The following is a 24,399-nucleotide window of genomic DNA, read 5'->3' on the forward strand; positions in this document are numbered from 1 at the left end:
CGCCTGGCTGCGCCCGCCGGGCGCCGTCGCGCGCCGTGGCTGGAGCGGTTCGACCTGGACGCCGAGCCGGAGGTGGGTGCCGAGCTGCTGCGCGCCGCCCACGAGGCGCTCGGCGGTCCCGGTCTGTACTACGCCGCCCTGCCGGCGTACTGGCGGCGTCGACCCGAGGTGCTGGCCGTGGTGCGGGCACCGATGGCGGCGGCCCGACTCGCCGGGCTGGTCGAGCGGGAGGAACGGATCCGCTGCTCGTGGACCGGCACGCCACTGCCGGCGTCCTCCGGCCGGTACGACTTCCGCCCGCCCGTCGACGCGGCAGAGGTCAACGCCCTGGTCGCCCGGATCGCCGAGCCGGACGTGCTGACCGGCGCCGAGATCGCCCGGGCGGTCGGCGGCGTCGACCTCGCCACCGACCCACTGGCCTGGCTCGGGGATGCGACCGAGCGGTGGCGCGTCGCGGTGCGGGCCGGTGAGCCGGTCGGGCTGGCCGGGACGTTCGGCGACGCCTGTTACCCGCTGCTGGCCTACCTCGGCCTGCTCGACGAGGCGGCCCGGCCCGACCTGCTGGCGGAGGCCGTCCGGGTGCTGGCCGCCGACGGCGCCCGGGAGGTCATCGCCGACGTGCACGCGCACCGGGTGGCGGTGCGGGCGGAGCTGGAACGGACCGGGTTCCGGCAGTTGCGCTGCCGGGTCGTCTTCGCGCCGCCGAACCGGCAGGGCTAGCCGACCGGGGTGCGCCCGGTCACCCGGGCGCACCCCTCGGCCAGCGCGGGCCGCCGGCCCTGCCAGCATCGGACCATGCCGGAGATCATCGCGCTGTCGGTCGGCGGGTTGGCGCTGGTCGCGACGGCGATCGTCGGGCTCCGGCGCTGGTCGGTGCGTCGTGCGCGGCCACGCCTCGCGCCGCCGCGACCGCTCGACTTCGCCGCGGCCACCCGTGCCGCCGAGGCCGTCGTCGCCGCCGAGGCGGCGGACCCCGACGTCCGGCCGGAGTCGCGCAGCCGCCTGCTGAGCCACGGCTTCCGGACCGAGCGGGTCGTGCTGCTGCTGCACGGATACACCCTCGCCCCCGAGCAGTACGACTACCTCGCGCAGGAGTTCTTCGACAGTGGATACAACGTGTGGATCCCGCGCGCCCCGCAGCACGGGACCGTCGACCGGCAGGCCCACCACCGGGTCGAGGCCGGTGCGCTGAGGGCGTACGCCGAGCAGGCCCTCCGGGTCGCGGCCGGCCTGGGTGACGAGGTGGGCGTGGTGGGGATCTCCGGCGGAGCGGTGCTCGCCGCCTGGCTGGCCCAGGCACCCGGCACCGTGGTCCGGCGGCTGCTGTTGCTGTCGCCGTTCTTCGGCCCGGACCCTCGGCAGGCGCCGGCCTACGCGGTCCGGCCGCTCATCCTGCTGTACGGACGCCGCCTCCTGCCGGACCGGGTCACCTCACGCGGTTACTCCCTGGCCGCGGTCAGCCAGTACCTGACGATCGCGGGTACCCTGCCGAACCCACCCCGACGGACCGGTCTGCGCGCCGTCGCGGTCGCGATCAGTCCGCTCGACGGTGTGGTGGACCCCCGGGCGGCGGTCGACGTGCCGCGCCGGATCGCCGACGCGAACGGGACACCGTTGCGGGTCTGCACCCTGCCGGAGGCGCTGGGCGTCGGTCACAACACGCTCAACCTCGCCGCCCTCGGTGCCGAGGGCGCCGAGCTGCGCCGGCGGTACGTCGCGCTCTACGAAGGGCAGCCGGCGCCGACAGCGAGCCCCGCGGCGGGGAGTTGAGCGGCAACGCTCCGCTCCAGCGGGTGGCGGCTGGCGTGATCTCCGGTTCCCGGCCGGCGGGCACCGGGACCCTCGTGGCGTGGTCATCGCCGCGAGTGCCCCGGTCGCCCGCCCGGCGCCGGAACAGTGCCGTCGCGACCCCGCTACCTGGCGGACTCGCTGGCAGCGTTGAACACCGGCGGGGCGTAGCCGGCCGGCTTGTCGCCGATGCCGAGACCCGGGCTCACCACCCAGGACTGGTACCGCGGGGTGAACATCACGTAGGGCGCACCGAGCCGCGGCGCGCTGGCCTCGTCGAGCCGGCGACGGGCGTCGGCCGGGATCTCGAAGTCGAGCGCCCCGAAGTTGCTGCCGACCTGCTCGGCGCTGCTCGCCCCGATGATCACCGAGGCGACGGCGGGTTGGCTGGCCACCCAGTTGATCGCGACCTGGGCCATGCTGCGGCCCAGGCCGGCGGCCACCTGCTCCAGGGCCTCGATGACCTGCCATTCGTCGGGGCTGACCTCGCGACCTCCGGCGTCGGGGTTGGTCAACCGGCCGGTCCCGCTCAGGCCGTCGCCGCTGCGTCGGTACTTGCCGCTGAGCAGGCCGCTGGCGATCGGGCTCCACGCGGTGAGCCCCATGCCCATGGTCTGGGCCATCGCCACGTACTCCGCCTCGATGCCTCGGCTGACCAGGGAGTACGGCAGTTGCAGGTTGATCATCGGGGTCAGGCCGTGCGCCTCGGCGTAGCTCTGCGCGCGGGCCGCGTACCAGGCCGGTACGTCGGAGAGGCCGGCGTACCGGATCTTGCCGGCGCGGACCAGGTCGTCGAGGGTGTGCACGACCTCCTCGACCGGGGTGATCCGGTCCCAGGTGTGCAGCAGGTACAGGTCGATGTAGTCGGTGCCCAGCCGGCTCAGCGACGCCTCCACGGCGCGCCTGATGTGCTTGCGGCCGTTGCCGCTCGCGTTCGGGTCGCTCGGGTCGACGGTGTTGGTGAACTTGCTGGTCAGCACGAGCCGTTCGCGCACGCCGGCCCGGTCGATGAGTCGGCCGAGGATCCGCTCGCTCTCCCCGGCGGTGTAGAAGTCCGCCGTGTCGATGAAGTTCCCGCCCGACTCCAGGTACTGGCGGAAGATCGGCTCGGCCTCCTCCTCGGTCTTGCCGTACGCGGCGTGGAACCCGTCGACGCCGAAGTTCATGGTGCCCAGCGCCAGCCGGCTCACCCGCAGACCGGACCGCCCGAGCAGGTAGTAGTGGTTCATCGTCGCGTCCTCCCGGATCACGTGTCGGCCCCGAGCGGACCGCCTCGCAGACCTTTGCTCGGCAGAAATGGACCCGCAAGTCCAAAGCACGAGCTACTGTCAAACCGGCAGCTACCAGGTCAAAGGCGGTGACGGAGGTCTCATGACACGTGCCCTGACCCGCAAGGGTGAGGCCACCCGGGCGCGGATCGTCGCCGGGGCGGCAGCCGAGATCCGCGAGCGCGGCGTCGACGAGGTACGCCTCGAGGATGTGATGGCCCACACCGGCACCAGCAAGGGGCAGCTCTTCCACTACTTTCCTGACGGGAAGGAGGAACTGCTGCTCGCGGTCGCCCAGCACGAGGCCGACCAGGTCCTCCTCGACCAGGAGCCGATGCTCAGCAACCTGACGTCCTGGCCGGCCTGGCTGGCCTGGCGCGCCCGACTGGTCGAGCGCTACCGCGCGCAGGGGGTGAAGTGCCCCCTCAACGGTCTGCTCGGCCAGACCGGCCGGCGGGCGCCGGGCGCGCAGGCCATCGTGACCGGGCTCATGTGGCGCTGGCAGAACGCCATCGTCGAGGGCATCCGGCACATGCAGTCGACCGGGGACATCGCCCCGGACGTGGACGCCGACCGCGTTGCGGCAGCGCTGCTCGCCGGCATCCAGGGCGGCGTACTCCTGCTGCTCAGCACCGGAAAGACCGACCACCTGGAAGCGGCCCTCGACCTCACCATCGACTCGCTGCGGGCAGGCGCGCGGGTGGTCGGCACACAGAGAAGGCACAGCGATGACTGACAATGAGACCCGCCCACCGTTGGTGCTGCTGCACGGCCTCACCTACGATCGGCGACAGTGGGACCCGGTCCGGCGCGAGCTGGCGGTGATCGATCCGGCCCGGCAGGTGCTCGCCCTCGACCTGCCCGGTCACGGCGACTCGCCCCGGCGCGAGTCCTACCGGATGACGGAGGTCGCCGAGGTCGTGCACGACCAGGTGACCGAGGCCGGTCTCGCCGAGCCCGTCGTGGTGGGACACTCCGTCGGCGGGGTGGTCGCCACCGCGTACGCGGCCCGTTACCCGGTGCGGGGCGTGGTGAATCTGGACCAGATCCTGCTGCCCGGCCCGTTCGGTGTCGCCGTACGCCAGGCCGAGCCCACCCTGCGCGGCCCGGACTGGCGGCGGGTGTGGGACGGCATGCTGGCCGGGATGGGCATCGACTCGTTGCCGGCCGAGGCCCGCGAGATCGTCACCACCGCGACCGATCCCCGGCCGGACCTGCTGCTCGGCTACTGGGGTGAGATCATCAGCGGGTCCGACGAGGGGATCGCCGCCGAGCGCACCCGCGACCTGCGCTCCATCGCCGAGCGGGAAATCCCCTACCGCTGGGTCACCTCGTCCGAGCCGCCGCCCCGTTACCTGGCCTGGCTGACGGGCGCCCTGCCGGAGATCATGGTCACCGTGCTACCCGGCAGCCACTTCCCGCACCTGGCGGAGCCGGCGACGGTCGCCCGGCTGCTGACGAGCGGCTGAGCCGGGTCGACCACCAACGGGTTATCGTTGCGGCCGAGTTGCCGTAGATCGGAGCAGACGTGGCAGGTGACGACGACATCTCCGGGTGAGCACCCGGACCGGCCGCCGACGGGGGCGTGATCGCGCCGCCGTCGCCGCGGCCGCTGTCGTCGTGCCCTGTTCCCGCCGGGTCACCCGGGTGCACCCGGATCGTCGTTCTCCGAGGTTCCGATGTCTGTTCGACCTGCTCTGCTCGCCCATGACCTCGTGCGCGTCCGCGGCAGCCGCCGGGTGCTCGACGGCGTCTCCCTGACCGCCGCGCCGGGTCACCGGATCGGCCTGATCGGTGACAACGGCACCGGCAAGACGACCCTGTTGCGGGTCCTGGCCGGCGTCGACGAACCCGACTCCGGCGTCGTCACCCGCCCGCCGGACCTCGGGTTCCTGCACCAGGAAACGCCCTTCACCCCGTCCGTGACGATCGCCGCGGTCCTCGACGACGCGCTGCGTGAGGCCCGCGCGGATCTCGCCGAGCTGGACCGGGTGGCCGCCGCGCTCGCCGAATCGCCGGACCACGACCTGCTGCTGGCCGCGTACGGTGCGGTCCTGGAGCGGGCGCAGGACCACGATGCCTGGGACGCCGACCGGCACGCCCAGACGGTGCTCGACGGCCTCGGCCTCGGCGGGCTGCCCCACGACCGGACGCTGGGCGCGCTCTCCGGTGGCCAGCGTGGCCGGCTCGCCCTCGCGGCGATGCTGATCCGCCGGCCGAGCGCGCTGCTGCTCGACGAGCCGACCAACCACCTCGACGACGCGGCGGCGGCGTTCTGCGAGGAGCAGCTCCGGGCCATGCCCGGGGTGGTCGTGGTGGCCAGCCACGACCGGGCCTTCCTCGACGCGGTGTGCACCGACGTCATCGACCTGGACCCGGCGGTCGAGGGGCCAATCCGCTTCGGCGGCGGCTACACCGCGTACGTCACCGCGAAGCGGGCCGAGGCGCAGCGGTGGCGTCGGCGTTACGACGAGGAGCAGGCGCTCCTGGTGGACCTGCGGGAGGCAGCCGCCGTGACAGCTCATCAGGTCGCGCCCGGCCGTGCGCCCCGGGACAGCGAGAAAATGGGGTACGGGCACACCGCCGGCCGGGTGCAGAACCAAATCTCCCGCCGCGTCCGCGACGCCACCCGTCGACTGGAGACGATCGAACGCGACCAGATCCCCGCGCCGCCCGAGCCGTTGCGGTTCCACGCCGCCACTCTCGCCACCGGTGACAGCGACGAGGCGATCGTCCGGGCGGACCGGCTGGAGGTGCCCGGCCGGCTGGAGGTGGCGCAGCTGGAGATCGCGGCCCGGGATCGGCTGCTGGTGACCGGCCCCAACGGTGTGGGCAAGTCGACTCTGCTCGCCGTTCTCGCCGGCCAGCTGACCTACTCCGGAGCGCTCTGGCGGCGAGCGGGCCTGCGGGTCGGCCTGCTCGGTCAGGACAGCGTCTTCACCGACGCCCGGCGGACGGCCCGACACATCTTCGACACCACCGTCGGGGCGCGACGGGCCGAGATGGTGCCGCTGTCGTCACTCGGGCTGCTCGCGTCGACGGACCTGGACCGTCCGGTCGCCGAGCTGTCGGTGGGGCAGCGCCGTCGACTCGCCCTGGCCGTGCTCGTCGCCGACCCGCCGGAGTTGCTGCTGTTGGACGAGCCCACCAACCACCTCTCGCCGACCCTCTGCGACGAGCTGGAGGACGCCCTGAACACCGGTCCGGGCGCCATCGTCGTAGCCAGCCACGACCGTCACCTCCGCACCCACTGGCAGGCCCGACACCTTTCCCTCCCGGGCCAGCTCTGATCGAGAGGTTCGCGTCACGCCGGCTGAGCGTCGTCGGACGTCCGTGTCGCGACGAGGTCGTCGAGTCGTTCGAGGTCGGCACTGTCGGCGCGAACCACGTCCGCGGCGAGGGCGACGGTGGCCGGCTGGCCCCCGTTCCGTCGCGCCGCGGTGGCGACCCGGACCGACTGCGCGAGGTGCGCCCGCAGGTGCTCGGCGAGCAGGCGGTGAAACGGTTCACCGGTGGCCGCCCGCAGCGCGGTCAGCTGCTCGGCGGTGACCATGCCCGGCATGTCGTGCCCCTCGTGCGGATTGGTCGTCGGTGCGGCGGCCTCGGCGAGGAGCCGGTGGGCGCGCGCCAGATCGGCGCGCCGGGTGGCCGCGATCTGGTCGGCCAGCCGCCGCCAGGCCGGGTCCTTGGTCCGCGCCGGCACCGAATCGAGTACGGGCAGCAGGCGTTCGGCCATGGCCACCGTCAGCTGTAGCCAGGCGATGTCGGTGGGGTTGAACGGTCCCGCCGTACCCGTCGGTGTCGACGCTGACCCGGTCGCGGGCCGCACTGTCGCGGGTGGTGTGCTGGTGCTGGTCGTGTCGCCTGGTTCGGTGCCGCAGCCGGCGACGAGCAGCCCGGCGACGAGCACTGTGGACACTGTCGACCGGCGCATCCGACCTCCTCCGTTCCGCCCAGGGCGTGGGCCCGGCGTCACCGGGCCCACCGCCGTGGGGTGCGGCTGTCGTTCAGATCGGTCGGCCGTCGTGGCCGCACTTGATGACCGGACGGATGCAGTCCTGGACCCGGCGAGCCATCTCGGCCACCGGCCAGGCGTTGAAGAAGTCACCGTGCATCGTGTAGCCCGGCCCGGAGGCCAACCGGAACCGCGACGGGTCGCCGGTGACCGGGTACCGCAGCACCTGCCGCAACTTCGGCACGTGCACCGGGTGGGTGCTCGGGCAGGCCTGGTTCACCGGGTACGCCAGGTGGCTCTTGTGGTCCGGCGAGTCGAGGTCCCGGCCGTTCCAGCACTGCGGGAAGTCCAGGTACGACTCCAGCATGGTGCCCGACGGGCAGTTGACGAAGTCCTTCGACGGGGGCACCTGCCCGGCGTGCAGGCAGGACCACCGGGCGATGCTGTCGTTCGGCCCGGTGGCCTTCGCGTTGCCGGCGACGAGGCGCAGCCCCTGCGGGAACGGTTGGGTGTTCGCGACGACGTCGGAGCGGACGCCCTCACCGAGGTAGTAGAACGTGGCGATCGCCGGCTCCACCGGCACGTTGTCCCGGTACAGGGTGGGCACCCAGTAGGACGAGACGTCCACCGCCGGGTTGCAGCTGGTGGGGGAGCGGACCAGGTCCGGGAGGGTCGTGTTGGCGTTCGTCACGGTGGCGCCGAAGAAGCTGTGCATGTGCGAGGCCCCGGGCAGCCCGGGGAAGATGATCGGGTCGTCCGGCAGCCGGTGGCTGTAGGTGCAGTCGGCGGGGAACTCGGCAACCCGGATGACGTTGGTGCCGAAGTCGGCTCCGGCCTGGCCGGGGGCAGCGTCGGCCCGGTCGGTGGCAGACACCAGGTACGTGCCGAGTAGCACCAGCAGGGCGCCGATCGCCGTGGCGAGGCGCAGTCTGCGGTGGATGCCGGAGAGGGGTGCGGCCCTGTCCATCTCGTGACTCCTGTCGGGGGGACGGGTCAGGGAGAGCTCCGGCGTCGCCGCCGAAGACATCGGAGATTGCCCTGGCCAAACTGATGGTGGCCGTTGAGGCCGATGCGAGAGAGCGCTCTCAGCAATCCAAGCCTCGCCCCGATGTCGAAACTTGTCAATACGTACCGCAGGTGGTGGAAATGACGACGCCCCCGAGCCACTACATCCATGATCGAGCGCGATCATCCCGAGAAGGAGAGCTGGAGACGAGGGTGGGGCAGCCCGCACACGTCGGGCTGCCCCACCAAGGGGATCGATCAGCTGGGCTCAGAAGCCGAGGGCGCCCCGCCCGCCGACCACCGGCAGCCGCACCTCGCTGTCGTTCGGCGCGACCCGCAGTTCGGTGCCGCCCAACGGCAGGAGGGTGTACTCCTGGTCGCTGGAGAAGACGACCACGCCGATCCGGTGCCCCGCCGGGAAGACGTAGTCCTTCGGCTCCATGGTCCACCGGTAGTCGTACAGTTTGCCCTGCTTGACCGGCTCGGTCCGGGCGGCGCTCTTGCGGTTCTGCGGGTCCATCCAGCCCCGGGTCACCACGGTCGGCGTGGCGGTCGAGCCGGCCGGGCCGTAGTCGACCAGGTACGCGGTCAGGTTCGCGTCCGGCTTGTTGTCGATCGCCATCCGCAGCCGCATCTCCGGCCGCCCGGAGATGCGCACGTCCTGCGTCAGCTCGGGGGAGCGGTAGGCGAGCCGGTTGGCGCTCGCGGTGTCCGGGTCGGCGACCAGGGTGTCCGGGTGGATCGTGCGACCCTCGTCGACGAAGCTCTGCTCGACAGTGGCCTTCGGCGGTTTGCCGGTGGTCAGCGCGCCAGGCGCGGTGGCGTCGGTGGCGGCGAACCGCAGCCCGACCTCACGCGCGGCCGGGTCGGGCCAGTTGGCGTACGTGGTGTAGGCGCGGTCCTCCCGCTGGAGCACGGCGGTCGGCTCGTCCATGATGCCGTTGCGCACATTCCACAGCCAGAAGTCGAACCAGCGGTTCTCGGTCTGCTTGTACGTCCACGTCTGCCCGCTGGGCAGGGTCACCGACGCGCTGCTGCCCGGGCCGCCGTGTCCGCCCTGGTGCAGCCAGATCTTGCGCGGCACGTCCTGCTTGGCGAGTTGGTCCCACCAGCCGGCGAAGTGCTCGGTCTTCACGTTCCAGTCGTTGAGGCCGTGCACGACGAAGACGCTGGCCTTGACGTTGCGGGCGTCGAGGTAGTCGCGGTCCCGCCAGAACGTCGAGTAGTCGCCGGTGATCCGGTCCTGCTCCTCGGTGATCTGCGCGAGTTCGTCGGCGCACTGCCCCTCGGCGCGTGCCTGCCCGGCGGTGTACTGGGCCAGGATGTCGAGGTCCTCGCCCTGGAAGGTGCCGGGTGCGACGACCAGACCGTTGGCCCGGTAGTAGTCGTACCAGCTGCTGATCGCGGAGACCGGCACGATGGTCTTGAGTCCCTTGACTCCGGTGGTGGCCACCTGGTTGGGCAGCGTCCCGTTGTAGGAGACGCCGGTCATGCCGACCGCGCCGGTGGTCCAGCCGGCGGTGACCGGGGCGCCGTTCGCGTCGTAGCCCTTCGCGCGGCCGTTGAGCCAGTCGATGACCGCCTTGGTGCCGAGCGTCTCGGCCTGGTCACCGCTGGTCGGGCAGCCGTCCGAGTCGCCGGTGCCGACGCTCTGGCCGAGCACCACCGCGTACCCGCGCGGCACGTAGTAGTCGTCCAGCGAGCCGGGCAGGTTGGCCTTGGCCTGGGCCCGCTGGGCGCCCGCGTCGAGCGCGCGGCGTCCGGACCGGTCGGTCAGCCCGTTCTGCGGCAGGTCGTCGACCAGCACGCTCGGGTACGGCACGTCGCCCCAGGTGCCCTTGCGGTAGGGGCTGTGCTCGAAGATGACCGGCACCTTGAAGCCCTGCGTGGCGGTCTCCCGGGGGCGGGAGATGTCGATCGCCACCCGGTCGGGCCGGCCGTCGTGATCGGTGTCCACCGGGGTCTGGACGAACACCCGCTCCTCGATCGCGTCGGCGAGCGAGAACACCGGTTGGGTCATGCCGTCGCTGACCACGATGCCGGTGGGCGTGGCCGGAGTGGGCGGGGCAGCCGTTGCGGTGGGGGCTGCGCTGAGCACCAGGGCGCCGGACACACCGACGCTCAGTAGTGCCAGATGACGGGGTCGACGCACGCGCGTCTCCCTTCGGTTGGGCTGGTTGCCGGGTGTCGGCAGGGGCCGATCTCGAAGATCCATTTGTCGACATGCTAGGTCGGTACCGGCGTCCCGTCGATCCCCTCCGGCGGGACGCATCTTTCGTCCACAATGCGCCCGCGGTGGCGCAGGCGGGCAGCGGGTGAACCGAAAATCCCCTCGGCGAGACGCCCCGTTCACCGGGTGTCCATGCATATGATCTTGCGAGAAGCCGTCCGAAGAGGCGGCTTCGTCCACTTTAGACAAGGAGCGACATGCTCAGGAAAACGCGGTGGCTGTTGGCCGTCGCTGTCACGGCCACGTCGCTGACCGCCCTACCGGGCGGCTCTGCCACGGCGGGGCCCAGCGGCATCGGTCGGACCGGCACACCCGCCGCCTCGGTCGACGGGAAGACGCACACAGTCACCCTGCTGACCGGGGACGTGGTGACCGTACGAAGCACCGGCTCGGGCTGCCCGCACGCCACGGTGCGGCCGGCCGACGAGAACGCGGCGATCAGCCAGACCTGCGGCCCCGACGGCCACCTGCACGTCGTCCCCGCCCGCGTCGCGGCCCAGATCGGCTCGGTCCTCGACCCCGACCTGTTCGACGTCAGCACGCTGATCGCCGACGGGTACGACGACGACAACGCCACCGACCTGCCACTCATCGTGCAGCCCGCCACCGCGTCGGCCCGGGTGGCCGCGCTCGGTGACGTGCTGTCGTTGCCCAGCATCGGCGCGGTGGCTGGCCGGGTACCCAAGAAGAGCCCGGCCACCGCGAAGCTGGCTACCAACTCGTTGCTGGCCGGCGCGAAGAAGGTCTGGCTCGACCGCAAGGTCCGCGCCACCGCGCTGACCGGCGGCGGAGAGCACACCGACCTGGACCGTAACCTGGGCCAGATCGCCGCGTCCGACGCCTGGAAGGCCGGCTACACCGGCAAGGGCGTCCGCGTCGCGGTGCTCGACACCGGTGCCGACTTCACCCACCCGGACCTAATCGGCCGGGTCGCCGACCGGGCCGACTTCACCGCCGAGGGCGGCGACGCCGTCGACCACAACGGCCACGGAACGCACGTCGCGTCGACAGTCGCCGGCACCGGCGCGGCCGCGCACGGTCAGCGTCGTGGCGTGGCGCCGGACGCCCAGCTGGTGATCGGCAAGGTCCTCGACGACCACGGCTCCGGGGAGGACTCCGGAATCATCGCCGGGATGGAGTGGGCCGCCACCCGCGCCGACGTGATCAACATGAGCCTCGGCGGCAGCGACCCCGACGACGGCAACGACCCGCTCTCGCTGGCCGTCGACGGTCTCAGCAGGTCCACCGGCGCCCTGTTCGTGATCGCCGCCGGCAACAGCGGCGGGGCGATCTCCTCGCCCGGCTCCGCGGCCAGCGCCCTGACCGTCGGCGCCGTCGACCGCGACGACAAGCTCGCCGAGTTCTCCAGCCGCGGACCGCTGGTCACCAGCAACGTGGCCAAGCCGGAACTGGTCGCGCCCGGGGTCGACATCGTCGCGGCGCGGGCCGCCGGCACCAACCTCCAGGACCCCATCGACGAGCACTACGAGGCGATCAGCGGCACCTCGATGGCCAGCCCGCATGTGGCCGGCGCCGCCGCGTTGCTCGCCCAGCGACACCCGGACTGGACCGGTGCGCAGCTCAAGGCCGCCCTTGTCGGTGCCGCCGACCCGCTGCGCGGCATCGACCCGTACGCCGTCGGAGCCGGCCGGCTCAACGCGGCCCGGGCCCTCGGCGGCCCGACCAGCAACCAACCGGTGGTCAACCTCGGCACGTTCGCGTACCCGCAGTCCGGCACCGGCGAGACGGAGCTGAGCTGGGCCGGTGAGTCGACGGCGGTCCTCGATCTCGACGTGGCGATCGTCAACCACGACGGCCAGCCCGTGCCGCGCGGCGCGGCGTCGCTGTCGACCGACCGGGTGACGCTCAGGCGTGGCACGAGCGCCGGGACGACCCTCCGGGTGAACCGCGCCGCGCTGGCCGCCCGGCCGGGCTTCTACCTGGCCACCGTCACCGCCCGCACCGCTGGACGCAAGCTGGTCTCGACCACCCCGGTCAGCTTCTACGTCGAGCAGCCCAGCTACGACCTGACGATCCGGACGAGGCCGATGCCGGGCCTCACGGACGGCGCGGAGAGCTGGGTCAACCTGATGGTCGTCAATCTCACCGACCCGACGATCTACTACGGCGGAGCGTCCGGCGCGCCCGGAGAGACGTTCACGCTGCGGGTTCCGGCCGCCGGTACTCGGTGCTCGGCGCCTCCGTCGCCTACTACGTCGACGACGACGTGCTGGAGACGACGCTCGTCGGGGAGACCGACCTGGACGTGCGCGGCGTCCGCACGGTGACGCTCGACCCGGCGCGCGCCAAGCCGGTGGCCGCGACGGTCGACGGGGTGGCCACCACGCCCAGCCGGGTCGACCTCACCAACGTCGAGACCGCCCGGAACGGCAGTCCTGGTGGCACCAGGTCAACGGGTACGGGACGGCGACGACCGTCCGCACCTCCGCCCTGCCGAAGCCCACCGTCGGGTCCCGGCGTACCTGGGCGGCGGTCAACCTCAACTCCCCGGCCGGCACCACCTCGCCGTACCGCTACAACCTGGTGCACGAGTACACCGGCGGCGTGCCGGCCGACCCGGCTTACCGGGTGACCAGGGCGGAGCAGGCGAGGCTCGCCCGGATCGACGAGCGGTTCCACCAGATGGACTCGGCGGGGATGGTCACCCAGCTGGTCCGCAGCGGCTTCACCCCGGACGGGTTCCCGGTGACGCAGACCCACGAGGGGGACCTGCCGCCGTACCGCACCGACTACCTCTCGCCCGGCTACCTCTGGGCCGACGAGGGCGTCTACGGTGGCCTGTCGGCCCAGGAGGCGCCCCGCAGCTACCAGCCGGGCAGTCGGCAGAGCAAGGTCTGGGCGCGGCAGCCGCTGCACTCCGGCTGGTACGACGACCCCGCCGGCGTCGACCACAGCTGCGCCACCGCGCCGTCGCGGACCCGCGGCAACCTGCACATCGACCTGGTGTCGTTGACCGACCAGCACCAGCGGGCCGACTGCCTCCAGGGCGCCTCGATCGGGGTGAACCGCACGCTGTCGCTGTACCGCAACGGCACGTTGGTCGGGCAGCGGGACCGTCCGCTCGCCGACTTCACCGTGCCGCAGCAGCTGGCGGACTACCGGCTGACCCTCGACGTCGACACCAGCCTGATCCTGCCGATCTCGACCAGGGTCAACACCTCGTGGACGTTCCGGTCCGCCGGGCCGGGCGGGACGGGGAGCGTGCCGTTGCCGCTGCTCGCGGTGGACTACGCGCTGCCGATGGACACCAACAACCACGCCACCGGCGGGACGGCCGAGCTGACCGTCCGGCAGATGCGGGGGCTCAAGGCGCGGCAGGTGCGGTCGTTCCAGGTCTGGACCTCCACCGACGACGGTGCCACCTGGAAGGCGGCCCGGGTCACCGGTCGCGGTGACAGCTACCGGGTCGCGCTGCCGACGGCCACCGCGGGGCAGCCCGTGTCGCTGCGGGTGAAGGCCGCCGCCGACGGTGGTAGTGCAATCGACCAGACCATCATCCGGGCGTACCGCGCCGGCTGACGGTCGACGTGGTGGTGTCGGTCCGGCCCCGGCCGGGTCGACACCACCACCGTCACTGGCCCTCCCAGACCGCCTTCGCGCCGGAGTCACCGGTGCGGACCACGTAGTACAACGCGATGCCGGCGGTCACCACCGACAGCACCTGCAACGCCGCTGTCAGCGGCCGACCGGGCCGGTTGTCGGCGCTCGCCCCGGCGCTCCTCGGCGCGACGAGCCAGACCAGGGCCAGCGCCACGACCGCCAGGCCGAGGGCCGCCCAGAGCGTGTTGTCGCCGAAGTCCTGGTGCCGCTCCAGGATCGGGACGAACTCCGGGGTGACCCGGTTCGCGGCGCGCATCCGCTCGAAGAAGGCGTCACCGGTGAGCCGCGCCAGCAGCGCGGCGGCCGGCGCGCCCAGGGCGAGCAGCCCCAGCACCCACCGGGTGTGCGACCGGATCGGCGGCACCAGCGCGTAGCCGACCGTCAACAGCGCCAGCAGCGGCACGAACACGACCGCCGCGTGCAGCACCAGAGGGTGGGCGGGGATGCCCATGAACTCCTCGAACATCAGCGTCTCCTCCGGTGACCTCGGCCGGCGTCGATCGGTCAGGGGATGGACGGTATCGGTACCGAAGGGGCGTGTCAGCCCCCAGGATCGCGGTGCGTCAGAGTGGACGTCGGTGTGGTGGTCACCCACCCAGTCCACCCGGTCACCGGGAGCGCGGCAGACAGTCCTTCTTGTACTTGAGGCCCGACCCGCACCAGCAGACGTCGTTACGCTCCGGTGGCCAGGGGATCCGCGCGCTCGGTCGCGCCAACACCTCGGCCGCGTACGCCGCCCGGATCCCCGCGTCGGTCGGGTCGCCGTCGCGCCGCCCGGCGAACGCGTTCAGCCCGGCCACTGTCGCGCGGTAGACACCCAACCCGCTCTGCCCGGCAGCCGTCTGCCGGACCAGCTCCTTCTCCAGCAGGGCCCGGTGCGCGTCCCAGTCCGCCCCGTACACCTCGGCGAGCGCCGGGTGCTCGGCGAGCAGTCGATCGAACTCCTCCCGGGGCCAGAAGAGCAGGTCCGACTGCGCGCCCCCGCGCTCCCCGGCCCGGCGGACCAGCTGGGTCTCCAACCGGTCCGCCAGGTCGTCCTGCCGGTCGTGCGGCAGGTTGAGATTCCGGCGTACCCGGTGCCGCTGTTGCAGCAGGAAGAACGCGACACCTGGCGCGTCCGGCGGACCGAGGTCCACGGCGGATTCGGTCGCCCGGTCGCCGAGCACTGAGTCGACCGCCTCGCTGAGCCACGTCTCGGCGATCGCGGATCGACCACCGGCGTCCAGCGCCGCACTCAGATAGGCGGGCGCGTCGGGCTGCGTGAGCAGCAGCGGGCGCAGCGCCGTCAGCTCCGCCATCGCCTCGTCGTCGCGACCGCCGGCCCGGAACAGCACCCGCGCCCGCAGCGCCCGGGCGAACCCGGCCCGGGGGTCATCCGCCGACGGGTACGCCGCCAGCGCCTGCTCCGTGTACCGCAGGGCGGCCTCGGGCCTGGCCCGGATCTCGGCGATCTCGGCGGCCAGCGTCAGGGCGTCCCCGGCGTCGTCCGGATCCGCCAGCCGGCCCTGCTCGGCCGCCTCGGCGACGTCGGCGGCGACGCCGAGCGGGTCGGCCGTCCCGAGCGCCGAACGGCGGAGTTCGGCGAGGTCAGCCTTGGTGAGTACGTCTCTGGTCGGCACGATCTCACGGTACGTCGGCGGGCTCCCGCCCGGCCGAATTATGGTCATCTGCCGTCAACCCGCCGTCGGTAGCGTCCGGTCGCCAGTTTCTCGACCAGATCGCACAAAGGCGGAGTTATGGGCACGGTGGATCGGCGTACGTTTCTCAAGGCGATGGGAGTTCCCGCGATCGGCGCGGCGCTTCCGTTGGATCTCAGCAAGGCGCTCGCCATCCCGGCGAACAACCGGACCGGCTCGATCGAGGATGTCGAGCACGTCATCATCCTGATGCAGGAGAACCGCTCCTTTGACCACTACTTCGGCACGATGCGCGGGGTACGTGGTTTCGGTGATCCGCATCCGGCCACACTGCCGTCCGGGAAGGACGTGTGGCACCAGCCCAACGGCACCGACGAACTGCTGCCGTTCCGCCCCGAGGTGAAGGACCTCGGCCAGACCTTCCTGCCGGACCCGCCGCACGGCTGGAACGACGGGCACGCCGCCTGGAACGACGGCCGCTTCGACAGGTGGGTGCCGAACAAGGGCGTCACGGCGATGACCTACCACACCCGCCAGGACCTGCCGTACCACTACGCGCTCGCGGACGCCTTCACGGTCTGCGACAGCTACCACTGCTCGCTGATGGGCCCGACCGACCCGAACCGTTACCACATGTGGAGCGGCTGGGTCGGCAACGACGGCAAGGGCGGCGGCCCGGTCATCACCAACGCGGAGGCCGGCTACGACTGGTCGACGTACCCGGAGCGGCTGGAGCGCAACGGCATCTCCTGGAAGATCTACCAGGACGTCGGCACCGGCCTGAACGCCGCCGGCTCCTGGGGTTGGACGAACGACCCGTACATCGGCAACTACGGCGACAACTCGCTGCTCTACTTCCACCAGTACCAGAACGCGCAGCCCGGCACCCCGCTGGCCGACCGGGCGAAGACCGGCACCGAGATCCGCACCCAGGGCCGCGACCCGGAGGCGCTGCTGGCGGACTTCCGCGCCGACGTCGAGGCGGGACGGCTGCCGGAGGTCTCCTGGATCACCGCGCCCGAGGCGTACACCGAGCACCCGAACTGGGAGCCGGCCTACGGCTCCTGGTACATCTCGCAGGTCATCGACATCCTCGCGGCGAACCCCGAGGTGTGGAGCAAGATGGCGCTCTTCATCACCTACGACGAGGAGGGTGGCTTCTTCGACCACGTGGTCCCGCCGACGCCGCCGCAGACGCGCGAGCACGGCCAGTCGACGGTGCCGACCACCAACGAGATCTTCCCCGGCGACGCCGACCACCCGGCCGGGCCGTACGGTCTCGGCATCCGGGTCCCGATGGTCATCGTCTCGCCGTGGACCCGCGGTGGCTACGTGAACTCGCAGGTCTTCGACCACACCTCGCTGATCAAGTTCCTGGAGGCGCGGTTCGGGCCCGGCCGTCCGGACCTGATCGAGAAGAACATCACCCCGTGGCGGCGCGCCGTCGTCGGCGACCTGACCAGCGCCTTCGACTTCCGGCACCCGAACCGGTCGCGCGAGGTCAGGCTGCCCGACACCGACGACTTCAAGCCCGAGGACCTGGTCCGACACCCCGACCAGGTGCCGGTCCCGCCGACCGACCAGCGGCTGCCGAAGCAGGAGCAGGGAGTACGCCCGGCGCGCGCGATCCCGTACACCCTGCACGCCGACGGACGTCTGGACGGCGGCTCGTTCCGGATCGACTTCCGCAACTCCGGCGGGGTCGCCGCGGTCTTCCAGGTCCGCCAGGCCGGCAGCGCGGACGCCCCGCGCAGCTACACCGTCGAGCCGGGCAAGCACCTGGCGGACACCTGGGCGGTCGAGTCCGGGTACGACCTGTCGGTGCACGGGCCGAACGGCTTCTTCCGCCGGTTCACCGGTGGCCGGTCCGACCTCGACATCACCACCGGCTACGAGGAGCGGGACTACAAGCTCGGGCTGACGATCACCAACCGGGGGTCGAAGCGGGTCGAGGTGACCGTCCAGGACCGGTACAACTCCCGGCCGGTGAAGCTGTCGCTGCGGCCCGGCGCGACGGAGCGGGCCCACTGGCCGCTCGCGCGCACCCACGGCTGGTACGACCTGACGCTCAGCGTCGCGGGCGACGCCGACTTCGCGTACCGCTGCGCGGGTCACGTCGAGAACGGCAAGGACAGCATCAGCGACCCGTCCCTCGGCGGGCTGGTCTAGGCGGTCGCCCGGCGTTCGGAGGCGGATGTCTCGGTGAGCGGTATACCTGTGAGCATATTTATGCCTGTGAGGCATACCGCTCCCAGTGGCGTTCGCCCGCACGGACCTCACGCCGCGTAGCGGCTGGCCGTGCCCTCGACGCGCACCCGTCAACCCGCGACGACCGGTGGTGGCGGCCGAGCCGGCTACGGAATCTCGCCGAGGTAGCCGCGCATCGCCTCGCGGCTGCCCGGCAGGCCGTACTCCCTGAGGAGTTCGCTGACGTTGCCGAACTCCTGTCCGTCGATCAGCCACGGCTGGGACGACCCGTCCAGCGCCTCGTGCCGGGTGTCGGGGTGGGGCGAGAGCAGGGCGCGCAGCTGACCGGGCACGTCTGCGGCCGATCCGTAGGCGTGACCCAGCCGCGCCCAATCGATGTCGTCAAGTCCGTCGAGCACGCCCCATGCTCCCCGAGCCGGTGCGCGTCAGTGCGGTCGGGTCGGTCAGAACTCCTCGTACACCGCTGGGTCCTGGTTCGCGAGCGCCCGTCCGGGCGGCCCAGCGCGGTGATGGCGTCGACCTCCGCGTCGGTGAGCCTGAGCCCGACGGCGTCCAGGTTGGCCAACTGCCGCTGCGGGGAGGCCGCCTTGGGCAACGGAATCACCTGCCGGGCCACGTGCCAGGCGAGGATCGTCTGCGCCGGGCTGACCCCACGGTTGGTCGCGATCTCCACGACCACCGGATGCTGTTGCAGGTCGTTGCCGTGCCCGAGCGGGCTCCAGCCCTGCACGAGGATCCCGTGCTCCCGGTGGTAGTCCAGCGCCTCCTGCTGCGGGAAGTACGGATGCACCTCGATCTGGTTGACCACCGGGGCGACCCCGGTCTCGGCCACCAGTCGGTCGATGTGCTCCGGCAGGAAGTTGGAGAGACCGATGTGTTTCACCAGCCCGCGCTCGCGCGCCTCGATCAACGCCCGCCACGCCTGCACGTACAGATCGACAGTGGGGTTCGGCCAGTGGATCAGGTACAGGTCGATCCGGTCGAGGCCGGTGCGGAACACGCTCTCCTCGATGGCGGTGAGCGCCTCGTCGTAGCGGTGGTGCCGACCCGGCAGCTTCGAGGTGACGACCAACTCGTCCCGCACGCCGCCCGCCGAACGGGCGGCCCGACCCACAGCGCCCTCGTTCTCGTAGTTCACCGCCGAGTCGATCAACCGGTAACCCGCCCGGATCGCCTGGCCGATCGCCTCGACGCCCGCCGAGCCGTTCAGCCGGTACGTGCCTAGCCCGATCGCCGGCAACGTGGTGCCGTCGGCGGCCGTCAGGTGCGGAATCGTCATGATTGGGACCCTACCCGGACGTGGGGGCGTCTCGGATGGCGAGTGCGGCCTGGATGAGCGCCGCGTGGGTCAACGTCTGGGGATAGTTGCCGAGGTGGGCACCCGTCGCGGGGTCCATCTCCTCGGCATAGAGGCCGAGTGGGCTGGCGTAACCGACCAGGGCCCGGAACAGCTCGACGGCCTCGCGGCGACGCCCGGTGCGGGCAAGGCCCTGAACGAGCCAGAACGAGCAGGGCAGGAACGCGCCCTCGGTGCCGGGCAGGCCGTCACGGCCGGGCGGGTAGCGGTAGAGCAGTGCACCGCCGGCGGAGAGCCGGTCCCGGATGGCGTCGACGGTGCCCCGTACCCGGGGTGACTCGGCCTGGTCCATGTCGAGCAGCGGCAGGACGAGCATTGCCGCGTCGAGATCCGGGGAGCCGTAGCTGCGGACGTAGCTGTCCGCCGTCGGGTCGAAGCCGCGCGTCCGGACCTCGGCGGCGATGGCGTCTCGGGCTTTCCGCCAGCGTCGACGTTGCCGCTCCGGCAGGGGGTGCGTGTCGGCGATGGCCAGGGCGCGGTCCAGAGCGAGCCAGCCCATGAGCTTGGAGTGGACGTGTTGGCCGGGCTCCCGTACCTCCCAGATACCGGCGTCGGGCTCCTGCCAACGACCGGCGACCACGTCGGCGAAACCGCGCACCGCCCGCCACGTCTCGGCGTAGAGGCGGTGTCCGGCCTGCGCGAACGCCCAGGCGGCGTCAATCACCCAGCCATAGCCGTCGAGTTGGTGTTGAACAGCGGCATCGTTGCCCATCCGCACCGGACGGCTGTCGAGGTAGCCGGGCCAACCGGACAGTTCCCGTTCCGCTGGTACGTGCCTGCCGTGCACTGTGAGCAACGCCGGCAGGCGTGGCCGTTGCAGTCGGCTGGCGTGCAACAGCCAGGCGAGGAAACCGCGGGCCTCGTCGGCCTTGCCGACGCTGAGAAAGGCGCTGACGCCGATGCTGGCGTCCCGGGGCCAGACGTAGCGGTAGTCCCAGTTCCGTCCCCCACCGGGATCCTCGGGCAGTGACGTGGTGGGTGCGGCCACCGGTGCTCCCGAGGGAGAGTAGGTCAGCAGCCGCAGGGTGAGCAGACTTCGTGCGACGTGTTCCCGGAACGGCAGCCGATCGTCGATCTCCGCGGTCCACCCCCGCCATCGGGCCTCGTCCTCGACGAGCAGTTCCCAGGCGGCCGTCGGCTCGACGTGGATCACCGGTTCGCGGTGGGCCACGGCCAGGACGAGGATGACCGGACGGCCTGGACGGACCGTGACCGCTGTGGGCCGACCCGGCTCGATGCTGAGCGTGGGCGTGCTGGCCAGCGCGACCGCGAGCGCCCCCCACTCACACACCAGGCCCTGGCGCCGGTGCTGGACCCGGGGCCGGCGGTGCCGCGCGCCGAGGCGGGGGTCGAACTCCACCACCGCGTCGACCGCCGCCTGCTCGGCCGACAGCCGTCGCACGATCAGCGTGGTGGGCAGCAGGCGACCGCTGACCTCGGCCACCATCGCCTCGGTGAGGCGGAGCCGGCCGCTGCCCACCGCCCAGGTGGTCTCCAGGGTGGCGGTGTGCTGCCGGTACCGTCGTTCGACGACAGTGGCCGGCCGTGCCGGGCCGACCCGGAACGTGCCGGCGTCCGGGCCCCCGACCAAACGGCCGAACAGGGGATCGCCGTCGAAGCGTGGCACGCAGAGCCAGTCCATCCCGCCGTCACTCGAGACCAGGGCGGCGGTGCGGGTGTCGCCCAGCAACCCGTAGTCGCTGATCGGTGCCCCGTCAGTCATGGAGGTCGCTCCTCGCCAAGCCGGGGTTCAGCTGGCTTGCAGGAGCAACCCGAGCAGGGCCCCGTAGACGACGTGCACAGCAGCCGTGACCAGGGGAGTCTGGACGCCGTAGTTGAGCGCGAACAGCCCGGGCGGCTCCAACACCGCCGTGCTGGCCGGTCCCGCCCGCTGCGAGGCCATCCGCGGGTGCACCCCAGGGAGCAGCGGCAGGATCACCGTCAGCGCGATCCCGACGTGCAGAATCCCGAACAGCGCCCCGATCCACCAGGTGGCACTGTGCAACAGCGCGAACGTGGCCGCGTAACCGAGGGCGAAACCCTGACCGGCGCAGAGGTGGAGGAAGAACCCGACGACCCGGGCCCGATCGGGATCCTCGGTGACGAACGCGCCGAGCACCAGGGGAAGGTCGAGCCGAGTGAGGCCGGCCAGCTGAGCGGTGATCATCGCCGCGGTGAGCGCCGCGGTGGCGGCCAACCCGAACAACGCCCATCCGGCCCAGTCCATCTCAGCAGTCGACGACGTCGCGGGCATTCTCGGTCATCGGTCCACCCTCCGGCTGAACAGCGTGAATCCCACGGCCCGGACCGGACACCCGCCCACGGGGCGCCCGGTTTCTCACCATAAGCCACCGGACTCGTCGCGCTGACCTGCTCGCCCAGACGTCTCTTGACGAGTTCGGCGGGTGGGAGCGTTCTTCGCACGCGTCGGGCCGCCGAGCAAGCTCTGTCGTCAGCCGAGGTCGTCCTGGCGGGCCGTCTCGTAGACTGTCTCGACCGGCCGGACCACCCTGACCATCGAGGCGAGGTACTCCCGCGTCTCGGCATCGGTCGAGTAGATGACGGTGCCCTTCATCCCGCGCGTGAGCAGGACCTTGTACGTGTTGCGAATCAGCAGATCCGCTTGGGCGTCGCTGACCGACTTGCGACTGCGGAAAGCGGGGTCTTCGACTCCTCGCGTCGGGTCACCAGTTGGCCGTCCCTGGCGACCAGGTCCGGACCGATGATGACGCCAGACCAGTCGTACTCGAAGCCCTGTGCGGTGTAGACGCAGCCCACCTGGCCGAAACCGTTCGGGTCGGTGGCCCAGAACGCGCTGCCTGGTGCATCGCCGACGCTCCGGTCGCTCTTGACGTTCCAGGGTCGCGACCAGTTCCCGAGCTGCACGTCCGGCACCAGGCTGTCGTCCGGACGCGGATCGCTCCACGGCCAGCAGTACCCGGCGGACATCCTGGCGTTGACGTCGGACCCTTGTTTACCGGCGAGGAAGGCTTCCATCTCTTCCGGCGACTCGGCGAGACGCAGGTCGACCCTGCCGTCGCCGGTCCAGACCGACGGCTCGCCACCGTCGAGACCGAGCAGGTCGACGACCCATCGCTCGTACGTCTCGCTGCCCCCGCAGCGGAACTGGCTGTGCAGCGACACGACCTCGATCTCAAGGTCGAGCTGCCTCGCGTACGTCGAGATGACCTCGACATTGCCCAACTCGCCCGGCTTCACGACCTGATGCTCATCGAGCAGGAACACCGGTACCCGGGCCGCCGCGACAAGCTCGTCGATCTGGGGACGAGCCTTTTCCCGCTTGGCTTTCGGCGTGAACCGGTTGACGGAGGTCTCCCGGATGCGGTGCGCCTCGTCGCAGATCAGAACGTCCAGCCCGTTGCGTTCGGCGGACATGAAGCTGTTGAAGTAACCAAAGAGATTCTTCAGTCGGGTCGACCCCCTGCCGGCGTACCGACGCAACGTCTGGGTGAACGACCGTGAGCCCGTCGCGTGCATGACGGAACGGTTTTGCCGCGCCAACTCACCGAGCACCGAGAGCGCGATCACGCTCTTGCCACTGCCCGGCCCGCCCTTGACGACCACGACCGACTTCCGGTCCGCCGATCGGGCCCGCTCCACGGCATGCAGCACCAACTCGTACGCCACACGCTGCTGGTCCAGCAGCGTGAAGTGTGAACGGTCCTTCAGTTCCTGTGCGGCGTACCTGAGTAGATGGCGGCTGGGCCGTACCGAGCTGGTCAGGAAACGGTCGGCGGCACCCGCGCCTGATGCTGGCGCCAGGTGGGTGCGGAGGTAATCGAGAAACTGGCCACGCCGTTGCTTGGTGAAGATCCGGCTCTGCTCGGTTGCCCGGCGGTCGAACAGGTCGCTGACGTCGCGGTCGGTCGCGTTGTGCAGGTACGCCACTCCGCGGACCGGATTTCTTTGGTCGGCGAGGATGCCGAGGAAATCCGTCAGGTACTCGCAGTACTGCTCAACCTGAACGCCGGGATGGAGCCGCGGGCCGTGCGCGTGCTCCACGGCCACCAGGGTGTCGGAGCCCTCGTAGGACTCGGCATAGGACCACTGCTTCAGCTCCACGACCACGTAGGAGTCGTCTGACGTCCTCGGGTCCACGCCAGCGAGCACCACATCGACCCGCTTGCTGGTCAGTGGCAACTGGTACTCGACCAGCATCTCGGTTTGGCCGAGGCCCGCGTCGGCGAGATCCTGACCCAGTACCTGAAGGCTCCGTGACCAGGAGCGTCGTTCCGCTGGGCTCACGTTGCGACCGATCTGCTCCACGATCCGGTCTTCGAGCATGCCGCCGCCAGCCAAGCGCAGCAGACCATCGGCAGACGTACGGAACGCTGACAACACTTGCCCCCGGGCAGCACGAAGTGATCGTGCGCATGGGGGGCGTGTCCGGCAGCCGCCGGAAGCCCGTCGTGACGCGCTCCTACGTGATGGACTGTAGCGAAGAGATCAACTCAGCGCCACGTTGGCGCAGCCTGGCAGCTATCGCTTCGCGGCCGACCCGCGAGCCTGGCCGACCGGGTAGCGACGAGCCACCTCCTCGAGTTTGGTCGAAGCGGCCTCGACCAGGTCGATGCCGAGGACATCGGCGAGCCGGGTCAGGTAGATCATCACGTCGCCGATCTCGGCCTTGACCCGGCCGCCGGCCTCTCGGTCGGACATGACGGCCGCGGCCTGCTCAGGTGTGAGCCACTGGAATTCGGCGATCAGCTCACCGACCTCACCGGCGAGAGCCATGGCCAGGTTCTTGGGCGTGTGGAACTGCTGCCAGTCCCGCTCGTCGGCAAACGCCCGTACCCGGCTTGTCAGGTCATCCATGGCGGGGAGCATCGCAGACGTCCCGCACCAGCCCGCGCCGTGCCCTTACTTGTCGGAAAGGCCGACCGACTTCACGGCGGAGGTGAAACCTGAGCCAGGCGCGGTGCTCGCCGAGGGCCAGCGTATCCAGCCACTCGCGGCCGTCAGGTCGTCGAACGTCACGACTGAAGCCACAGCGCGTACCGGCTCGTCCCTCCGGCCCTGTCAGTGGTGGGACATCGGTTGCTCTGTTCTTTCAGGAAGCCTGGATGGCCCGCCACGGTCAACTCGCGAACAGCATCCTCGTCGGGAACTCGCCGCTGGAACGCCAGGCCTTGACGATCTTTGCCGTGATCGCACCTGCCGCCGAGTTGAAATCGCCGTCTTCCACGCGGGCGGTCAGGGTGTGTGGGTCGATAGTCAGCACACGGTCGAACTTGTCATCCAGACCGAATTCGTAGCGGACCTCGTCCGACGTTGCCTCGACACGCCGCGCAGTCACCATCATCCCCATT

22 protein-coding genes are annotated in these 24,399 nt (G+C 71.3%); 8 read left to right on the forward strand and 14 right to left on the reverse strand.

Going from position 1 to position 24,399, the window contains the following annotated elements; all coding sequences use genetic code 11:
* The coding region (locus JM949_RS09495; protein ID WP_238432861.1) for an acetyltransferase at positions 1-720 on the forward strand (720 nt) is incomplete at its 5' end.
* A 75-nt stretch (positions 721-795) separates the two neighbouring features.
* Positions 796-1,770 (forward strand): alpha/beta hydrolase, encoded by a 975-nt coding sequence (locus JM949_RS09500; protein WP_203148052.1) that lies wholly within the window; start codon positions 796-798, stop codon positions 1,768-1,770.
* 143 nt (positions 1,771-1,913) lie between these two features.
* Here JM949_RS09500 and JM949_RS09505 read toward each other — a convergent pair whose 3' ends face one another.
* The gene (locus JM949_RS09505) at positions 1,914-3,017 is read right to left on the reverse strand and encodes an aldo/keto reductase (RefSeq protein ID WP_203148053.1); all 1,104 of its coding nucleotides are present in this window, start codon (positions 3,015-3,017) and stop codon (positions 1,914-1,916) included.
* Between the two features lie 142 nt (positions 3,018-3,159).
* On the opposite strand from JM949_RS09505, the gene JM949_RS09510 reads away from it, so the two are divergent.
* The 3 genes from JM949_RS09510 to JM949_RS09520 all read left to right on the forward strand — a co-directional run bounded on the left by JM949_RS09510 (position 3,160) and on the right by JM949_RS09520 (position 6,346).
* Complete coding sequence (locus JM949_RS09510) at positions 3,160-3,792, forward strand: TetR/AcrR family transcriptional regulator (protein WP_203148054.1); 633 nt, start codon at positions 3,160-3,162, stop codon at positions 3,790-3,792.
* Complete coding sequence (locus tag JM949_RS09515; RefSeq protein ID WP_203148055.1) at positions 3,785-4,525, forward strand: alpha/beta fold hydrolase; 741 nt, start codon at positions 3,785-3,787, stop codon at positions 4,523-4,525. Before JM949_RS09510 ends, JM949_RS09515 begins: the two co-directional genes overlap by 8 nt.
* Positions 4,526-4,735: 210 nt before the next feature.
* Positions 4,736-6,346 carry an ABC-F family ATP-binding cassette domain-containing protein gene (locus JM949_RS09520; protein ID WP_203148056.1) on the forward strand — a complete coding sequence of 537 codons (1,611 nt, stop codon included), beginning with the start codon at positions 4,736-4,738 and terminating at the stop codon, positions 6,344-6,346.
* 14 nt (positions 6,347-6,360) lie between these two features.
* Here JM949_RS09520 and JM949_RS09525 read toward each other — a convergent pair whose 3' ends face one another.
* From JM949_RS09525 to JM949_RS09535, 3 genes are all read right to left on the reverse strand, one after another.
* The gene (locus JM949_RS09525) at positions 6,361-6,990 is read right to left on the reverse strand and encodes a DUF305 domain-containing protein (protein ID WP_203148057.1); all 630 of its coding nucleotides are present in this window, start codon (positions 6,988-6,990) and stop codon (positions 6,361-6,363) included.
* A gap of 73 nt (positions 6,991-7,063) precedes the next feature.
* The gene (locus tag JM949_RS09530; protein ID WP_203148058.1) at positions 7,064-7,978 is read right to left on the reverse strand and encodes a DUF1996 domain-containing protein; all 915 of its coding nucleotides are present in this window, start codon (positions 7,976-7,978) and stop codon (positions 7,064-7,066) included.
* Positions 7,979-8,284: 306 nt separating this feature from the next.
* Complete coding sequence (locus tag JM949_RS09535) at positions 8,285-10,168, reverse strand: Xaa-Pro dipeptidyl-peptidase (RefSeq protein ID WP_203148059.1); 1,884 nt, start codon at positions 10,166-10,168, stop codon at positions 8,285-8,287.
* 275 nt (positions 10,169-10,443) lie between these two features.
* Between JM949_RS09535 and JM949_RS09540 the strand changes: the two genes are divergently transcribed.
* The gene (locus tag JM949_RS09540) at positions 10,444-12,534 is read left to right on the forward strand and encodes a S8 family serine peptidase (RefSeq protein ID WP_203148060.1); all 2,091 of its coding nucleotides are present in this window, start codon (positions 10,444-10,446) and stop codon (positions 12,532-12,534) included.
* A 75-nt stretch (positions 12,535-12,609) separates the two neighbouring features.
* Here JM949_RS09540 and JM949_RS38505 read toward each other — a convergent pair whose 3' ends face one another.
* Positions 12,610-12,744, reverse strand: coding sequence for a hypothetical protein (locus tag JM949_RS38505; RefSeq protein WP_255545552.1), 135 nt, complete (start codon positions 12,742-12,744; stop codon positions 12,610-12,612).
* Positions 12,745-12,790: 46 nt separating this feature from the next.
* On the opposite strand from JM949_RS38505, the gene JM949_RS09545 reads away from it, so the two are divergent.
* On the forward strand, positions 12,791-13,786 hold the full coding sequence (locus JM949_RS09545; RefSeq protein WP_203148061.1) for a hypothetical protein: 996 nt from the start codon (positions 12,791-12,793) through the stop codon (positions 13,784-13,786).
* A 52-nt stretch (positions 13,787-13,838) separates the two neighbouring features.
* Here the strand turns inward: JM949_RS09545 and JM949_RS09550 are convergent, their stop codons facing one another.
* A complete protein-coding gene (locus tag JM949_RS09550) occupies positions 13,839-14,333 on the reverse strand; it encodes a DUF2231 domain-containing protein (protein WP_203148062.1) in 495 nt (164 codons plus the stop codon).
* A gap of 142 nt (positions 14,334-14,475) precedes the next feature.
* Positions 14,476-15,486, reverse strand: a complete 1,011-nt coding sequence (locus JM949_RS09555) for an SEC-C metal-binding domain-containing protein (protein WP_309232085.1) — start codon at positions 15,484-15,486, stop codon at positions 14,476-14,478.
* A 117-nt stretch (positions 15,487-15,603) separates the two neighbouring features.
* Between JM949_RS09555 and JM949_RS09560 the strand changes: the two genes are divergently transcribed.
* On the forward strand, positions 15,604-17,673 hold the full coding sequence (locus tag JM949_RS09560; protein ID WP_203148064.1) for a phosphocholine-specific phospholipase C: 2,070 nt from the start codon (positions 15,604-15,606) through the stop codon (positions 17,671-17,673).
* 286 nt (positions 17,674-17,959) lie between these two features.
* Here JM949_RS09560 and JM949_RS09565 read toward each other — a convergent pair whose 3' ends face one another.
* The 7 genes from JM949_RS09565 to JM949_RS09590 all read right to left on the reverse strand — a co-directional run bounded on the left by JM949_RS09565 (position 17,960) and on the right by JM949_RS09590 (position 24,398).
* Positions 17,960-18,991 carry an aldo/keto reductase gene (locus JM949_RS09565; protein WP_203148065.1) on the reverse strand — a complete coding sequence of 344 codons (1,032 nt, stop codon included), beginning with the start codon at positions 18,989-18,991 and terminating at the stop codon, positions 17,960-17,962.
* A gap of 10 nt (positions 18,992-19,001) precedes the next feature.
* The gene (locus JM949_RS09570; RefSeq protein WP_203148066.1) at positions 19,002-20,792 is read right to left on the reverse strand and encodes a glycoside hydrolase family 15 protein; all 1,791 of its coding nucleotides are present in this window, start codon (positions 20,790-20,792) and stop codon (positions 19,002-19,004) included.
* A 27-nt stretch (positions 20,793-20,819) separates the two neighbouring features.
* A complete protein-coding gene (locus tag JM949_RS09575; protein WP_203148067.1) occupies positions 20,820-21,296 on the reverse strand; it encodes a hypothetical protein in 477 nt (158 codons plus the stop codon).
* A 225-nt stretch (positions 21,297-21,521) separates the two neighbouring features.
* A complete protein-coding gene (locus JM949_RS38510) occupies positions 21,522-21,644 on the reverse strand; it encodes a hypothetical protein (RefSeq protein WP_255545557.1) in 123 nt (40 codons plus the stop codon).
* Between the two features lie 35 nt (positions 21,645-21,679).
* Entirely contained in the window at positions 21,680-23,374 is a 1,695-nt protein-coding gene (locus tag JM949_RS09580) for a DUF2075 domain-containing protein (protein WP_255545553.1), read from the reverse strand.
* 195 nt (positions 23,375-23,569) lie between these two features.
* The gene (locus tag JM949_RS09585) at positions 23,570-23,905 is read right to left on the reverse strand and encodes a nucleotide pyrophosphohydrolase (RefSeq protein ID WP_203148068.1); all 336 of its coding nucleotides are present in this window, start codon (positions 23,903-23,905) and stop codon (positions 23,570-23,572) included.
* A gap of 262 nt (positions 23,906-24,167) precedes the next feature.
* Complete coding sequence (locus JM949_RS09590; protein ID WP_203148069.1) at positions 24,168-24,398, reverse strand: hypothetical protein; 231 nt, start codon at positions 24,396-24,398, stop codon at positions 24,168-24,170.
* Between the last annotated feature and the right edge of the window lies 1 nt (position 24,399).

Source organism: Micromonospora tarensis (assembly GCF_016803395.1).
In the GTDB taxonomy this organism is placed as follows: domain Bacteria; phylum Actinomycetota; class Actinomycetes; order Mycobacteriales; family Micromonosporaceae; genus Micromonospora; species Micromonospora tarensis.

Bases quoted from the DNA above. Each gene is read 5' to 3' on its own strand.
- JM949_RS09540 (WP_203148060.1), top strand. From the start codon at position 10,444: ATGCTCAGGAAAACGCGGTGGCTGTTGGCCGTCGCTGTCACGGCCACG.
- JM949_RS09580 (WP_255545553.1), bottom strand. From the start codon at position 23,374: ATGCTCGAAGACCGGATCGTGGAGCAGATCGGTCGCAACGTGAGCCCA.
- JM949_RS09500 (WP_203148052.1), top strand. From the start codon at position 796: ATGCCGGAGATCATCGCGCTGTCGGTCGGCGGGTTGGCGCTGGTCGCG.
- JM949_RS09565 (WP_203148065.1), bottom strand. From the start codon at position 18,991: ATGACGATTCCGCACCTGACGGCCGCCGACGGCACCACGTTGCCGGCG.
- JM949_RS38510 (WP_255545557.1), bottom strand. From the start codon at position 21,644: ATGAAGGGCACCGTCATCTACTCGACCGATGCCGAGACGCGGGAGTAC.
- JM949_RS09585 (WP_203148068.1), bottom strand. From the start codon at position 23,905: ATGGATGACCTGACAAGCCGGGTACGGGCGTTTGCCGACGAGCGGGAC.
- JM949_RS09590 (WP_203148069.1), bottom strand. From the start codon at position 24,398: ATGGGGATGATGGTGACTGCGCGGCGTGTCGAGGCAACGTCGGACGAG.
- JM949_RS09505 (WP_203148053.1), bottom strand. From the start codon at position 3,017: ATGAACCACTACTACCTGCTCGGGCGGTCCGGTCTGCGGGTGAGCCGG.
- JM949_RS09575 (WP_203148067.1), bottom strand. From the start codon at position 21,296: ATGGACTGGGCCGGATGGGCGTTGTTCGGGTTGGCCGCCACCGCGGCG.
- JM949_RS09530 (WP_203148058.1), bottom strand. From the start codon at position 7,978: ATGGACAGGGCCGCACCCCTCTCCGGCATCCACCGCAGACTGCGCCTC.
- JM949_RS09515 (WP_203148055.1), top strand. From the start codon at position 3,785: ATGACTGACAATGAGACCCGCCCACCGTTGGTGCTGCTGCACGGCCTC.
- JM949_RS09550 (WP_203148062.1), bottom strand. From the start codon at position 14,333: ATGTTCGAGGAGTTCATGGGCATCCCCGCCCACCCTCTGGTGCTGCAC.
- JM949_RS09560 (WP_203148064.1), top strand. From the start codon at position 15,604: ATGGGCACGGTGGATCGGCGTACGTTTCTCAAGGCGATGGGAGTTCCC.
- JM949_RS09520 (WP_203148056.1), top strand. From the start codon at position 4,736: ATGTCTGTTCGACCTGCTCTGCTCGCCCATGACCTCGTGCGCGTCCGC.
- JM949_RS09510 (WP_203148054.1), top strand. From the start codon at position 3,160: ATGACACGTGCCCTGACCCGCAAGGGTGAGGCCACCCGGGCGCGGATC.
- JM949_RS09525 (WP_203148057.1), bottom strand. From the start codon at position 6,990: ATGCGCCGGTCGACAGTGTCCACAGTGCTCGTCGCCGGGCTGCTCGTC.
- JM949_RS09570 (WP_203148066.1), bottom strand. From the start codon at position 20,792: ATGACTGACGGGGCACCGATCAGCGACTACGGGTTGCTGGGCGACACC.